6 protein-coding genes are annotated in these 15,598 nt (G+C 54.1%); 1 reads left to right on the top strand and 5 read right to left on the bottom strand.

Features of this window, described 5'->3' with window-relative positions:
- The gene (locus SCARR_RS22290) at positions 1-1,755 is read right to left on the bottom strand and encodes a sulfatase-like hydrolase/transferase (protein ID WP_136063844.1); all 1,755 of its coding nucleotides are present in this window, start codon (positions 1,753-1,755) and stop codon (positions 1-3) included.
- Between the two features lie 437 nt (positions 1,756-2,192).
- Here SCARR_RS22290 and SCARR_RS22285 point away from each other — a divergent pair, with 437 nt between their 5' ends.
- On the top strand, positions 2,193-2,960 hold the full coding sequence (locus tag SCARR_RS22285) for a PEP-CTERM sorting domain-containing protein (protein ID WP_168433534.1): 768 nt from the start codon (positions 2,193-2,195) through the stop codon (positions 2,958-2,960).
- Positions 2,961-3,300: 340 nt separating this feature from the next.
- Here the strand turns inward: SCARR_RS22285 and SCARR_RS22280 are convergent, their stop codons facing one another.
- The 4 genes from SCARR_RS22280 to SCARR_RS22265 form a co-directional block, all read right to left on the bottom strand.
- Positions 3,301-4,050, bottom strand: a complete 750-nt coding sequence (locus SCARR_RS22280; RefSeq protein WP_168433533.1) for a PEP-CTERM sorting domain-containing protein — start codon at positions 4,048-4,050, stop codon at positions 3,301-3,303.
- A 19-nt stretch (positions 4,051-4,069) separates the two neighbouring features.
- The gene (locus SCARR_RS22275; protein WP_136063841.1) at positions 4,070-8,659 is read right to left on the bottom strand and encodes a PKD domain-containing protein; all 4,590 of its coding nucleotides are present in this window, start codon (positions 8,657-8,659) and stop codon (positions 4,070-4,072) included.
- Between the two features lie 292 nt (positions 8,660-8,951).
- A complete protein-coding gene (locus SCARR_RS22270; protein ID WP_136063840.1) occupies positions 8,952-12,812 on the bottom strand; it encodes a putative Ig domain-containing protein in 3,861 nt (1,286 codons plus the stop codon).
- 187 nt (positions 12,813-12,999) lie between these two features.
- The gene (locus SCARR_RS22265) at positions 13,000-14,826 is read right to left on the bottom strand and encodes a sulfatase-like hydrolase/transferase (protein ID WP_136063839.1); all 1,827 of its coding nucleotides are present in this window, start codon (positions 14,824-14,826) and stop codon (positions 13,000-13,002) included.
- Between the last annotated feature and the right edge of the window lie 772 nt (positions 14,827-15,598).

The raw sequence follows: 15,598 nt of genomic DNA, 5'->3' as shown, positions 1-15,598 counted from the left end.
CTATCTGCTAATTGGAATCTTGATCGTGTCGCTGATGCCGTCGGTTTTGTATTCGGCGCTTTTGCGGTCGGCCAAGGGGATGGCGTCGTCCCAGGAATAAGCGGTGATTTCCACCCGGCCCTTTTTGTGCGCGGAAATCACGCCGAACTTGTCGACCGTTGCAATAGAGGGGTCGCTCGACTCCCAGATCACGCCACGCCGGGTGGCTTCAGCGGGATATACACGGCAATCCAGTTCGACCGATTTTCCAGCGCGCAGCGGCACTTCGCCTTTAACCACTTCCAATCGTTGGACGGGAACGTAGGCTTTCTTTTCAAGCACCTTGCCGAGGCCGTCGTAGGCGCGCTTTTGTTCGGCCGTCAGCTTGTTTACTTCCAAGCCGCTGTGATGCCATTTGTTCCAGACCTTCGGCACCTTTTTCTTTTCGGCGCCAACCTCTTCGAACAGATCGGTGCGCAGGTCGAAGAAGCGGCCTTGGGGATAGAGCGTGCTTGGGGCATAGCGCTTGAACTCCTTGGTGAAGGCATATTCTATGACGTTGTCGAGGTCGCTCGACTTGTTGTTGCCGTTGTACCAGGTGTAGATAAACTTGCGGTGGTCGCCCTTGGCCTTGCCCGTGGCCTGCGGCCAAAAGCTGATGCCGTCGAGCGCATCCTTGTTGGGCGGCTCGATGCCGACGGCGTCGCAGAGCGTCGGCAGAATGTCGGTCAGGTTAACCATGCCATCGTAAACGCTGCCGGAAGGAATCTTGCCGGGGTCGCGCAGCAGCAACGGCACGTGCAGTCCGCCCTCCTTGTTGCCGCCCTTGTCGCCAAGGAACTCGGATCCGTCGGGCAGGACGTGGGCAAAACATTCCTTCGTGCCGTTGTCGCCCATCACGACCACCAGCGTATTTTTGGCGAGGCCCAGCTCTTCAAGTTTGTCGAGTACTTGACCCACCATCTTATCCATGTAGGCAATCATGTCGGGGAAATAGCGGCGGTCGTCGCCTTTCATGAAGCCATACTCGGAGGGCTTAGTAATGTCATGGTTGTCAAAGATGCTGGCAGGCTTGGTGTCCGGCGTCGGCGTATGTTCGTCGTGCATCAGCACCATGGAATAGTAGAGGAAGAAGGGCTTGTCTTTTTTGCGGTCGAGGAAGTCGAGGGCATAGCGGTTGAAGATGTCGGGGCCGTAGCAACGGCGGCCGGTGACCGGATCGATGCCCTTGTAGTTCATCATCTCGCCGTTTTCCACGATATCGGGATCGATCATGCGGTAGCCTTCGGTAACGACGTCGAAGCAGCAAAACTCGTCCCAGCCGAATTCGGCAATGTAGTCCTTGCCGTGGATCGACTTGGTGCCGCGGGTCTGCTTCCACTTGCCGACAATACAGGTCTCGTATCCCTCGCGCTGAAACAGGTCGCCAAAGGTGATGTCGGACGCATGTTGCGACTTGCACTGATGATAGTTGCGGATGTTGTTCATGCCGCTCATCAGGGCGATGCGCGTCGGCTCGCAGAGCGGATAGGCATAGGCGTATTCGCACTTCATGCCGTCTTTGGCCAAGCGGTCGATGCGCGGCGTCTCAAACTCGACGTTCTTGAAAAAACCCTGCGTCGAGCTGATTTTATTTGCGCCGTAGGCCGTGATCCCGTAGTGGCTCAGGTCGTCAATCAGGATGAATACCACGTTGGGTTTGGCTGCAGGCTTTTCAGCCATCACAGCCCCAGTCAGCGCCAAAACTCCCGCCATTATTGAAAAAAACTGCCTCATATGCCTCTCCAATCTCTAAAAAAACCGATTCATGCAACGCCCTACTTGTTAACAGTAACATGACGTAATGTAAACGGATTTTTATCCCAGAAAAAGAGCGTTCCTTAAACCGGTCGTTGTCCCATGAGAGGATTGACCGCTATCGCGCCGATGGAACCGACCGCTTTTCTCCGGCTCTGGCCTGTTCAGCAAACTCCGCAAAAATAAGTCCAATCCTCAAGACTCCCATGTTTACGTAAGACATAAATACGGATCAAATTGTGCCCACCTTCTCTCCAACCCCTTTCCATATAAATTTGTCATATTTTATAATAAACCAATAATTTCAGGGCTCACATGCCACATCTCTTAAACAATCCCGTTGACACCATTTCATGTTTGTGTTCTCATTTGAACATCTAGCAATAGATAACTTAAATATGCACATAAGGAGAGATATGAAAAAAACAGCTCTACTAATAGCAATGATCACGGTCAGCGGAGCCGCTATGGCGACGGTGATATACTCTACTGACTTTACAGGATATTCCGATGGACTACTAAGCTCCAGCGGTCAAGGCTGGAACGCCTCTAAAGGATGGTATACTGCCACAGGAGTAACAACATCATCAAACAACTGGAGCCAAGCCCAACAAGCAACGGCTAACTCACGTGTAAACGACATGGCTGAAGGCGATTCAATCACCATTACCTCGGAATTCGACCTCTCATCCATTGGCACGATGAATAACCAGTCATTTTTTAATCTTGGCGTCTCGGATAGTGCCAAATGGGCAGGAGCAGGAGTGACGGACCTTGGAATGACGATTACCGTGTTCCAAAGTGGATGGTATGTTCGAGGGCTTGGCGACTCCACAGTTAACGGCCCGTGGAAGAGCGGCCTATTTGATGGCCAAGTCAATGGAAGCTTCACTCTAACCGGGACATTTGAAAAAAGTGCAACGGCAGATGAGTTTCTCACAACGATCACACTTGGCAACGCAGTGAACCCCAATCTCACAACTCTTACCACGACATTAACTTCTGCCAACGTCTATGACTCGACCAGCCTTGAACTTGGCATGGGAGCAGTAGTCATAGATTCGACATCCGGATTCAATATGAAATCGATCCAACTGGACGCCATCCCGGAACCGGCCACACTTGGCTTGATTGCAACGTTCGCCGGCGCGACGCTCTTCATCCGCCGCCGCTTCATGATGTAGGTTTCCAAATCATTGGAAACGACGAAGCCCTCGCAACCGCGAGGGCTTTTTTTCGGCATCCTGCGTTGTGGCAAAGCCCCTTTGGAGTGCGACGGCTGGACGTCGCTTTTAAACACCCGCGCAAAGCAACCGACATCCAAAAGCGCAATCAAGCTTGCGCACTCCAAAGGGGCTTCACCTCAAAAGACGAGATCAGCAAACACCGTGAACTCACTCCGAGGCGCAAATTTCGGCGTCAACCGGCTCGCCCAGCAGCAAAACCTTCTTTTCCGTCGCCACTGGCCAGCTAAGGCCAAACCCACGCAAATTGATCGATGTAGAATCTTCATCAAACCAGTGGCTACAGCTGCGCGCCGCCGAACGGGGCCCCCGCCCGCTCTTCTTCGACAAAGGAGAGGTGGTATTCGAGCTCTTCAAACTGATAGCCGTTAAGCCGGCGCTGGCGTTTCCGGCGTGCAAGCCATGCCCCGCCGGCGCCAACTCCCATCAGCGTCAACGAGCCCGGTTCGGGAACGGCGGTTCCATAGATCGACATCTGCATGGACGATCCGCCGTAGCTCGCCCAGCCCAAGGCATTGTTGGCATTTGCAAGCGGCATGCCGGTTCCGGACACGTCTGAATCAAAGACTGCAGAATCGGTCATATCCCACCAGTAGCGCGTGGCTCCGGATGATTGATCGACAGAGGCGACAAACCAATAGGTGCTGTTGGCGTTCAGGGTAATTGTCGAGACGGCCGTCAGCATCTGGTCAATCGTGGCAGACGTGGCGGAAAACAGATTCATTCCGCCGGCGACCGCAGAGCCCGGAACCGTTCCATTATTGTCGTAGACCGAAACAGAGAGGCCGCCGGTGCCGCTGGCAAGCGTCAGATTGGCGCCGAAAAAGATCGATGTGAGGTTGTAGGCCGTGACGCCGGTCGAGAACGGCCTGGCCTGCAAGATAGGGGAGTCCGGGCCGTGGCCATATTCACCCACTGCCACCCGCCCGGCATTGGGAGCATTCGTCTGCGTTCCTGCCAGCAGCAACTCGGCATGCACCTGTGCGCCGGCCCACAGCAACCCCAACAATACAATCGTTTTTAACTTCATCGTCATCTCCATTGTTCCCTTATTGCAAACGCACATCGACCCGCAAAAATCCGTTCGCTTGGGCAACATCCACTGTGTGGCTGCTCTGAGGATAAGCAAGCCCCTCCGCCAGAACATCAAAAGAGTCGTCCGTCAGGCTGTCGGCCTGCATCACGCTGTAGGTGCGACCCGGCTGGGTTTCCCATTGAACAATAATTTTTTCGCCGGATTCATCCGCCGTTTGCACCGCATCGACATTGAAGACCGACGCTTCATTGACCGGACTGAACCCCGACAGAAACTCCTCCATGTTAGTAAGCCCATCCCCATCGATATCCAGCGTCGGATTCACCTGCCCGCCCGCAAGCCCGACCTCGTCCGCCCACTTGATGTATGCCGGCATCACAATGGCCGGTGCAGATCCTATTTTGAAATCAAGATTATCAAAATAGACGTGGTCGCTGATCACGGCGCCATCCTGGTCGAACCAGATGAAGGGCCGAACACTCGTTGGTATAAAATCCCCTCCCCCTGTATTCACGGGGAAAGTGCCCATGTATTCAATGTGGTGCTGCCCTGCAGCCAAGGTTTCATACGTCGTATCCGTCGATCCATTGACCGCATTGGAACCATCCTTCCAGCGGAAGTTTACCGAACCAACCGCATTCGTCAGCTCCGTCGGGATGTAGATATCGAACGACAGCACAAACTTATCTCCGGATCGGATGTTGTAGGCGCTCAGATCAATCGGGTTGACCGCAGGCCGGATGGCGGAAAATTGGTTGGAGCTGCTACTCAACAGAATTACATGATCGGAAGCCGAAGAAAAAGCGGCCGGCGCAGCAACTACTTTGCTGCTGAGCGTATTGGCCGTCTGGATAACGGTTCCTGCCAATGTTTGATTATTCCCAGAAGCGGCATCTAGAGCCGCGCCCTCAAAATCCTCGGCCCACAGCGAGGTCAGCGCCAGCGGCGGAGGACCGTCGGCCACATCAATGTTCAGATCCGCCGTATCAGACAGCCCGTCGGGATCCACCACGCGCACGGAGAAATAATTCATCCCGACATCAGAATCCGCTGGGGTTCCCGACAGCACACCTGCCGATGAAACCGTCAGCCAAGCCGGCCCGGAATCCTTGAAGAACGTAAGCTCATCGCCGTTTGGATCAAGTGTGTCATTCAAAAGATTTCCCGTGTATGGAATATCCTTTTCAGCGGAGTTTCCAACAATTGGATCGGCTTTAAAATACGGCGCATAGTTCGGCGCAAACACCTTGATCTCAAAGTTATCCATGTTCACTTCCGAAATGTGGCTATACGATGCGACATTGGTAGTGGTTCCATTGCCGCCATCGCCCCCCGTGCTGTAGCCACCGAAAACCGTAGATCCATTTGGAAAGCCGAGATCAACCTGCGGGCCGGTGTAAAGTACAGCGCCTCCATCATCCAGAATCTTCGCCTTGCCCATATAGTTTGCAGCACCGCGTTCAATGGTCCACTCAATACGGAACCAGTCGCTGAAACCACCGACACTTCTATCCACACCTAATGTCGTATGCTCGATCACATCATCGAGCGACGCATCCACTGGGCCAATTCCGATGCCATAATTTGCGATGCTGAAAAATTTATTCGGGCCGGTCCACCAGTTGTCCGCGCCGGAGAGCAAAAGCCCAGAGACCGCTTTACTTAGACCGACCGTTACACCGCTCACAGCCATGTGGTTGTAGCGAAAGTCGGAACCCATAACCGCGTACTGCCCTTCTGCCGACAATGAAAACCCATGCTTGCAGGGTGTGTGAAAGCTTTCTGCGGCAACGGTGGTATCCAGCACCGCAACGCTTCCGTTGCCGGTGTGCAGGTTCTGCTGATCCGTGGCGCTTTTCCATTTTGGGTTCCAGTTTACCCCGTTCAGCGATGAGGCATATGCTGCGCTGCTGAAGTCGTCCGAATAGACCGCAAGCTGTCCGGTCACCGTAACCTCCACTTCATCAGAAGCGGTATTGGCTTCATTGTCCGTGGCCGTCAACTGAAACACATACGTTCCCCCCGTCAGCCCGGATACGGCAACGTTGGTCTGGCCTGATCCGGTCAGTACGGCATCGGTCGGCCCCGACACCTGCGTCCATTCAACGGAGGAAATGGCTCCATCGTCTGACGCAGTGCCGATCAGTTGCGTTCCAGCGGTTGGAAGCAGCAGCATTTGGTCTTCCCCGGCATTCACACTGATCCCGGTTCCGGTTCCATTTGAAGCCAAGGATAAAGAGCGCCAGCGACCGCGCGCCCAGGCCCATACGCCGGCCGGCTGGCCGGTTTCCTGAACTTTGCCGTTGGAATGCGTAATCGACTCAACCGCAATCGTTGCGCCCGCCGGAATGTTCACCCCAGCAAACACATGATCCTGTTCCTGATAGTCAACCGTGGTAGTGGCATTCTTCACTTCACCGATCAGGGAGCCGTTAATCAAAAGGCGGTATGAGCACTCACCGTCGAGTTCTTTCAGCGCGGTGAGAGTGACATCGTAGGCTCCCGCACTGCCGTCAAAAATCAACTCCGCCCGCGCCCATTGGTCGCGATAGCTTTCGTTTGCCGCATTGATGGCCAGCGCGTTGTTGCCATTGTCCTTGTAATACGGAACCGCACCGGAATTGATGACCGGAAAATCATTGGTGGCCTGATACACATACAATGCCGCGGTCACTCGTTCAGATTCGGGCGAAGTCTGGGCGGTGCTGCCGTTTGCCGTGCTGTGATAAAGCACAAACCGGTCGATAGTATGTCCTTTAGACCGCCCTGCAATCCGGATTTCATGAAGCCCCGGCTCATAGTGCACTTTCGGGTTTACAACAAACACTCCATGCGCCGGCTCAAAGTTTGTCCCCCACGACCAAGCCAGTTTACTCTGCACCCACACTTTGGTGTATTTCGTCATGGTTTGCGTGCTGCCGTTGTTGGCCGTCATCGCCAGCGGCGTACCGGTTTCAAACTTTACATAGGTGTCGTTTCCTTGGTCTCCAGCCTGCCCCGCGTTGTACTGCTTCGAACGCCAGCGAAACGTGTAGTCGCCGGCCTTGTTAATCTGGAAGCGGTAAACACTGACTCCGTTGGCCTGGCTGTCCGCGATGGTCGTGTTGAATATCTGTGCACCGGCCCATTCAATCCAGCCGTCGCCCATGCTGCCGGCCATCGTTGGATCAACCAGATATGTGCTCGGCTGAACCGTCCAATCCTCGTGAAGCTCCCCGTGCTCCATTTCAATAGCCAGGATGCCGTCTTTTTCAATCCAGGTGCCAGAGGTTGGAGTCACGGTTCCACCATCTCCATAGTCGCGCCCCGTCGGGAAGTCCGGCTCATTGTTGGGAACCGGAAGGTTGGTTACAAACTTATCCCAGAATTTCTGGGTGGTATCGCAGTCGGTCGGCGCTCCAAAGATCCAGTGCGACTCCACCACATCAGAAAAGTCCACCCCGCCAGTTGAAATGGAAGAATGGTCTGGGAAATACCCTTCGTCGTTAATGACCCACTCCGCCTCCTGCCAGTAGGCCTTGGCCTTTTTGTTCTGCGAAGTCAGTGCCGCCGGCTGGAAGGCGGTACTGGTCGAACGGTAGGCCGGAGTGGCCGGAGCGCTCGGATCGCGTGCGGTGGATGTTCCGTTGCCATCGTTGATGGTCTGATAGGCGCACATGCTCTTCACATAGGCCAGGTCGGCATCTGTGGTCATGTCCTCGTTCCAGTTGCTATGCTGCACCACAACCACGTTGGTCTTGATGCTCGCTGCCGGAATGCCGTCGGCAATCAGCGCGCGCACCCAGTCGGCTGTAATATCCGACTGCCCGGCTTCCGCCACCCACGCTTTGCCGCCCGCAAGCAGAACCGGCTTCACCTTCGCTGCGATCTTCGCAACCGCGCCGTTCCAACTCGGATTCTGCGGAGATGCATTCACCCACTTTTCATTCTCGGCTCCGAACACCAGATGGAACAGTTGGGGGGATTCGATGAAATTGCCTATGTTCTGCTCTCCGTAGGCGCCATGCACCGCAAAGTAGTTGATGCCCTGATAGTCATCATGCACCAGCATGCAGCCCAGCGCCGCGATGGAATGAATGTCATCCGGGTCGTGGTTGCTGTCGAACTGCGGCAGAAAGATATCTTTGGCTTTATCAAATGAACCGAGCACAACAGGATCGCCGCCTCCCCCGGATGAAGCGGAATTGGTTACCGTAAAGTGGATGGTCAGCGGCGTTCCGCCCGTGCCGCCTGCCCCCGCATCTGTATAAGGTGTTGCCGTGACCGTGTGGCTTCCGACCAAGGGCGTCCAGTTCCAGTAATCCCCCGAGGTGTCCCCGGCCATGGCATAAGGTGCGGTACTCTCTGTCCGATAATTGGTGGCCGCATCCAGCGTAAAGCGCACACTCCCGACCGTTGTCGGCGACGTGTTGGCCCGGACGTTCATGTTGACCGAAGGCAGAGTGGCCAAATCCAGAGTCATGCCTTCCGTCAGCGTTTCATATCCAACCATCGGGAGATCTGTATCTGAATTAATCAACGTCAGGCTCGTGACTGATTGCTGGGCGAATCCCCAGCCAGCCAGCAGACAACATAACAGTGTTGTAATTGTTTTATTCATCATTCCCTCTTCTGTTCCTGTTCTTCCCCGACCATCTTCAGCATCAGCTATGCCTCAAAACCGGCATCGGCTAGCCCTGGCCACCTTGTTCAGAGCGATGCTAAACACTAAAACCAGTGTTTACATTCACATTACGCAATTAAAAAGCGTATTAGGCAAAATAAATTAAAAAAATTCCGCCCAGCAGCAATCAAGCCTATGGAATCAAACCAGCTATCTGAGCTTGTCCGTCAAGTAAGAAACTGACTTTCGCACTCCGTTCCCCCATTTTTTCTTGGGGCGCTGTGACTGTGCACTACGGCTGGGCAATGCCGATCTGCAACCGGATAAATTGCACGGGTGCAGCGGTCGAAACCGGCAGCGTGACCGCCTCATAGTCAGCGCTAATGGATTCCTCCGACGGCAGCGCCGCAAAATTCGTCCAACTATCGGAAACCAGATTGGTGGTCGCTTCGAGCTGATAGAGGATGCCCCGCTTATCGGCGTCCTTGCGCCTGCGGTAGACATATTCCATCGTTCCGCCATTCTTTCCAAGAAAGGGAAGCAGATCCGCCGGCACAAAGGCCTGCCCCGGATCGCCGCCCTGTCCGTATTCGCTCAGGTTATCGAGGCCGTCGCCATCGGGGTCGTCCGCGTAGCCATCTTCAGGGCCGACTCCAGGATAGCCCCGCATCCAGGATGCAAAGTAGGCAACAGGATTGGTACTGACGAGAAAGTTAAGTGTTTCCCGCGTGCTCAACCCCTTGCCGTCGTCTGCTTGGATCTGACAGTAATACTGGCCGAGTGCACTCTCCGGAGGCGTTCCGGTTAATATGCCGTTCGTCGTTACCGACAGCCAATCCGGAGCAAACGTCAATGAATAGGTAACCGCATCGCCATTGGCATCCATGGCTTCGCCGTCAACGGTATCTGCATAGAGTTCTTCCGGCACTGAATTGGAACGGACGACAGGTGAGCGTACAAAGACCGGTGCAATATTGTTGGTATCAATGACATCGGCACGCAACCACCCGCAACCCTGAGTCGAAACGTAGTAGCGATTGCGCACCACCTGATCGATCGCGATTTCGTTGACACGGTCAGACATTGGATTGCCGGTATTGATCTTGGTCCATGTGGCGCCGCCATCCTTGGACAGGTAGGTTCCCGGATTCTGGATATTAATGGTCTGCTTGCTGTTCATCTGAACGAGAATAACATCGGGATCATAGGCCGCTGTTTTGGTCATGCGTGCCCAACGGGTTTTGAACATCTGCGTCCAGGTTGCGCCGTCATCCTCACTGACCCATACGCCGCCGTTCAGATAATCGGAATCCCCGTGCTGGCCACATGAAACATAAATTTTTCCGTCATTGGCAAAATGAATGTCCGATACGCTGTAAATGTTTGACGGCAACGTTGGATGCTTATACCAGGATGCCGCATTGTTGGTGGACATATAGAGCCCGCCATCCGTACTGCTGCTGTAATAAACACAGGCATAGAGGTTGGTGCTGTTATCCGGATCCAGCCGAACGCAGACCACATCTTCAGAAGATGGCAACCCACTATTTGCCCACTCCCAATCGAGCCCGCCATTGGTCGTGCGGCGCACGCCCGTGGTCAGGCTTATTTGCGGGTCATAGACATAGCCATGGACGTCCGCATCATCCGGAACACAGAAAAACATGTAGTCCGGATCATCCGGATTAATCGTCAGGCAAAGCTGGTCGATGCTGTCGTTTTTCGACTCGCCCACCGGCCATTCGAGGGCATCAATTCCATATTCGACGAAGGTCAATCCGCCATCTGTGGAGCGTAATAGATCCCCGGCTGAAGCCTGGCGGAACTGAAGCGTATAGATCGTGTTGGTATCGTCCGGGTGAATCGCGATTGTGGAACAGGAATATTCCGCAAAACCCATCTCAACCCGGCGTGAAGCCTGATACCCGGAGCGCACGGTCTCACCACCGGGCTCCAACACCCAGTAATCATTTTCACCGCACGGCATAAACATGGTTTCCGGAAAACGCGAATCCTGTATAAATCCGTGGCCCGGAAGATTGCTGTTTTCCGCCGCAACCCATACTTCAGAATGAGGAGTTACTTCAATCTCATCGATTTCATACCAATTATCGCCGCCGTCGTAGGACACACACAACACCTTCGCCCACTGGAACATAATGACCGATCCGTCCGCATTGAATTCCAGTGCGGTGCCGGCCTTGCGTTCGTACGACTCGCGCTGTTCCCATTTTTTCTGGCCGCGCAGGAACATGTTGTGGGCGGTCGGGTTGCCGCGCCCCTGCCAGTAGCTCTGGTGCGTGCCCTCCCAGGCGGTTCCATTCCGCAGGGTGGCAATCCAGTTGGTGCCGCCGTCATTCGTGCGCCAGACCATCCCTCCGCGCATGGTGGTCCATGCGCCGTAATGTTTATAGTCATTCACGATAAAGATGTTATCCGCATCGGTCGGGTCTACTCGCACCATGCAGAAATTGTTCATCAAATTGGTCGGATAAACCGTATACGTCGTCTCTGCATTGGATATCCCGAACCATTTATCGAGCATGGTGAAATAGGTCGTGCGGAAGTTATAATCCGATGCCAGCACGGAAACATCCACACCGAGATCGCCATTGATGCTCGACCAGGTCTCCCCTTCGTCATCACTGCGGAATACGCCGCCGCCGGCATTGGTCACGGTCGATCCGGCTGAAGCCCATTTGACCTGATCGATGGCATAGAGCGTGACGTTGCTGCTGACCGCATCGTAATGCATGTCGAACGAACGGATAATGTCGTTATCCAATCCGGTGCCCGTTTTGGCCGTCCAGGAAGTACCGCCGTTGATGGATTTATAAAGGCCATAGGTGGTCGCCGCCCAAACGATATCCGAATCGGTTGGATGCACGATAATACGGATAATGCAAGCGTTGGTGTTGATCGTCGGCGTGACATCCGACCAGGTATCACCCTTGTCACTCGACTTCCAGATTTTAGCGGTGTGGCCGGATGCGGAACCATAACCATGAGGCTGGGCATCCGTGAAAAAGAATTTATTGCGGTCGTTGATGTCGCCTGATCCCACAAACCAGTTCTGATCATCCGAGGGATCGACAGCAATCGTATTCAGGCGCACGCCTCCCCAAATAGGATCGTTAGCGGAACCGGAAGATAAAGCACGCGTCCAAGTTTTACCTTTATCCGTTGTTTTATACAGTTTGGACTCCGCCTCGCGGGAGCAGAAACCGAAACCCGGATCCTGCCTCGAAAAATCCGGCGATTGAATTTCGCTCGGACCGCGTTCGTCAATGGCATGCCCCTGACCGTCATAGTCGAGAATGCCTTCATAGGTCATGCCCCGGTCCGTTGAGCGATAGCCATTGCCCATGTTCGGCCCGAGGAATACCACATCAGGATCGGTCGGATGCCAGTAAATGCGATAGTTATTGCCCGACATGCCGGGACCGAACTGACGCCACGTAATCGAAGGGTCGGACTCCACCCGGTTAGCGCGCAGGTCGGCGAACCAGGCCTCGTTCGTGGGCGGAGTCGGCTCCCCAACCTCAAAATGGATGTTATCCATATACATAAAATCCAGGACCTCCAACCCAGTCGTCTCTCCATTCTGGTCAATACCGATGAATGGCCGCGCTTCATTGACATCTGTGCCAATAAAATCAGATACCAGACCCGTATAGACAATGTGGTGCTGTCCGGCACTGCTCTTCGCAAAAGTATAATCGGTGTCCCCGTTTCCCCCATCACCATTCAACTCGAAACGAGGTTGAATGTCGCCCACCGCAAAGGCCAGACTGGACGGAATATAGATGTCGAATGACAGCGTGTATGGGCTCTCCGAAAAAACCTGGTCAAATTCAATTGGATCAAGGGAGGAGCGGACGGCGGAAAAATTATTGGAGCTTACCGATAATCGAATAAAGTTCCCTGAGGCCAATGTGAAGGCCGCGGCCGCGGAGGGGTCGGTTGACGCATCAACAACAATGCTTGAAGCTTTGTTTGCCGTCTGGATGACCGTGCCGGCCAGCGTCTGGTTATTGCCAGATGCAGCGCCGAGCGTCGCACCCTCAAAATCCTCGTTCCACACAACTTCCCCAAGCGAGGCCAAAACCAGTCCAAAGAACGTTCCAACCAATAATCTGGCGTTTTTGTTCATGCAGCTCCTCTTTTCCTGTGTTGCTCCACAGATACACAGATACACAGATACACAGATATCCATTTAGAACGTTAACATTACATAATGTTCATTAATAAACAACCTAGACAAATGATCACATCGGGCATGCGCAATAACGTCAGTCCTGCTTCCCTATTTTTCATTCACGACGGAGAATAGTTGCTGATTACCGGGTTGGTTCCGGAATTAAGCTTGCGGGAATATCCAGCTTCTTGTCGTCGGCGCCCAGGGCAAAGTCGGTAACAACATAGTCGTTTTCTTTGCGCCAGTTGACTTCGGCGCGCCGATCGCCCAGCACGATATTCCCGAGTTTTTGGCGGAACCAGTCGGCGAGCGGGGCATACTTCGGGTCGTTGGCCACATTCCAATGCTCGCCGGGATCGCTGCGCAGGTCGTAAAGGCAGAGCTCGGCTTGGGCGCGCGGACACTCCAGCGCCCACTTGATCCCTTCGCCGGGCAGGTGGCCCCACTTGTCGCCGGGCTTGCCGTTCTTCTCGCGCGTCTTCATCGAAAAGGCGAAATCCTTCGAGCGCATATAGGCGCGCGGACCGACCACGTGGTTGATCTCGCCCACAATGTATTCCCGCTTCGCCTGCCCTTTCGCGCTTTTCCGGAGGCTGGAGCCGTCGAGGTAGGCATAGTCCGGCGCATCGGTTTTGATGCCGGCCGCTTCGTAGAAGGTCGGCGCGCAGTCCACAAACTCAACAAGGTTATCGTTGTGTGCGCCCTTGGGAAACAGCCCCTTAATGGAGGATGCCGCAATCATCGCGTTATGCGTGGAATGGTCCCACGGCGCAAACTTGGCCTCGATCCCCTGCTCGCCGAGGTGCCAGCTGTGATCGCCGCAGACGTAGACAATGATCCAGTCGTTGGAGCTCTTTTTGCAATAGTTCAAAAAGGCGCCGATGGCCCGCCCAACCTGCGCGTCGCCGTGGGCGCAGAAGGCATAGTAGTCGCGGATCGCCTGCAGTTTTTCCGCTTTTGTCAGCCCCGAAAAATTCATCTTTTTATACAGCAGCTGAAGCTGCGGAGGCATTTTTTCGACTTCCGCCGGACTGAAGTCAGGAATCGTGTAGGGGATCTCCTTTTCCTTCGCCATGAAGAGGTCGCGGTATTTCTTCGGCGCCAGCACCGGCGAGTGCGGGAAATGGAAGCCGAGATGGATAAACTGCGGCTGGTCGGCATCCGCCTCGTCTTCCAGATAATTGATCATGGCGCTGGCGATTTGGCCGTCGATCGTCTTTTCCGGAGGCTGGGGGCTTTGCCCGCCAATGATCATTGTGCTCTGCTCGCGGGTGTAGGCGCGGATAATGTCGAGCTCGGCATCCACCTCTTTGCGCAAAGCGATGTCCTCCGGCGGGATTTCCTGGCCTTTGACGGCATCGATGCAGAATTCCTTCACGGTTCCGTCCGGGTAATGGAAGACCTCCTGTTTGCCAATCTTCTTCCCGTTCACTTTCTTGGAATCGGGGAAATAGTCGGTGAGGCCCTTTTTCCTCAAATCATTTTTGGCATCCACCGAATGGTCGTACTGATCCACCGTGTTCCACGTCAGGCCGGGGCCCCAATCGAAAATATAGTAGCCGTGCTTGCCGAACTCGGCCGTCTTGTAGCCGGCCGAGCGCATCACCTGCGGAACGGTTTGCTTGCAGCTTTCGGCCGCCTGATGCGTCTGCTCGAAGCCATAAACGCCGCTGCGGAACGGATACTGCCCATAATGCATTGAGGCGCGCGACGGCGCGCAGGCCGGCGCGTTGCAGTAGGCCTGCGTAAAGAGCGTGCCCTGCTTCGCCAGCTGGTCGACGTTCGGCGACATCACATAGCCCAACGGGCTCAGCTTTGTCCCGCTCACCGCTTCATTGAAGCACGCCAGCGAGTCGGGCCGCTGGTCGTCGGTGACGATCCACAAAATATTCGGTTTGTCCGCCACTGCATTTGCAACGCACAGCGCGGCAACGCATCCCGCAATATAATTCAATTGTCGAGTAGACATGTGACTTCCTCCATATTACTTATTGTTACACTTATTCATATGCGAGGAAGCCCATGCCCCTCACAGAACCGGACTTGAAGATTTCCCTCATCCGGCTCTTCAATTAAACTCCCGGCATGTTTAGCAATTCTAATCTTGCCCGTGTTGCGATCATATTCCTGTTATTATCGCACCATCGTTGATATCCCATACCGATACAAGAGCACGTAAAGCTTGTGGAACCGGTCATTTCTGTGCATGGCCTTATCTACCTCTGTGGATAGCACAAAACTCTCTCATTACTCTTTACGCTTAACTGCTAACCCCTTCGAGTGAACTTATTGTTCTCATTAGGCATTACCCTATTTACTCCTCTACTATGAGTTAGTCCGACTGCCAAAACCACATACCGCATCATCACCTTTGCCCGGCTCTTCTTCGGCTTCCTTGGAACATTTTGGCTCTCCCAAGTTCCGACACACACAGTTAATTTATCCGCCACGGACTTAGACCCCGGCACGCCGATATATTCTTGCCCTTAGCGAATATACCGATACTGACTTCCAGGAAATGAAACCTTTGGTCCTCTTGCAACAATAGAATTATTTCGGGGCTCAACACCTTCACGCTTTCGCATTGTGGCTGACAAATCGCCTACACTATAGCTTCAACTAATTCGTTACCTCCTTAGCCGTATAGTTCGTTCTGCGCTGTTGGCTAAACTTTGCGCAGGCTGGATTGTCCAGCTTATGTGTGCCAGCTTTGCTTGGCGCACTCATCATAGTTCTTCTCC

Origin of the sequence: Pontiella sulfatireligans (assembly GCF_900890705.1) — a bacterium.
In the GTDB taxonomy this organism is placed as follows: domain Bacteria; phylum Verrucomicrobiota; class Kiritimatiellia; order Kiritimatiellales; family Pontiellaceae; genus Pontiella; species Pontiella sulfatireligans.
The sequence above is the reverse complement of the archived record's forward strand: the minus strand, read 5'-3'. Positions and strand labels throughout refer to the sequence as shown.

Bases quoted from the DNA above. Each gene is read 5' to 3' on its own strand.
- SCARR_RS22290 (WP_136063844.1), bottom strand. From the start codon at position 1,755: ATGAGGCAGTTTTTTTCAATAATGGCGGGAGTTTTGGCGCTGACTGGG.
- SCARR_RS22285 (WP_168433534.1), top strand. From the start codon at position 2,193: ATGAAAAAAACAGCTCTACTAATAGCAATGATCACGGTCAGCGGAGCC.
- SCARR_RS22280 (WP_168433533.1), bottom strand. From the start codon at position 4,050: ATGAAGTTAAAAACGATTGTATTGTTGGGGTTGCTGTGGGCCGGCGCA.
- SCARR_RS22275 (WP_136063841.1), bottom strand. From the start codon at position 8,659: ATGATGAATAAAACAATTACAACACTGTTATGTTGTCTGCTGGCTGGC.
- SCARR_RS22270 (WP_136063840.1), bottom strand. From the start codon at position 12,812: ATGAACAAAAACGCCAGATTATTGGTTGGAACGTTCTTTGGACTGGTT.
- SCARR_RS22265 (WP_136063839.1), bottom strand. From the start codon at position 14,826: ATGTCTACTCGACAATTGAATTATATTGCGGGATGCGTTGCCGCGCTG.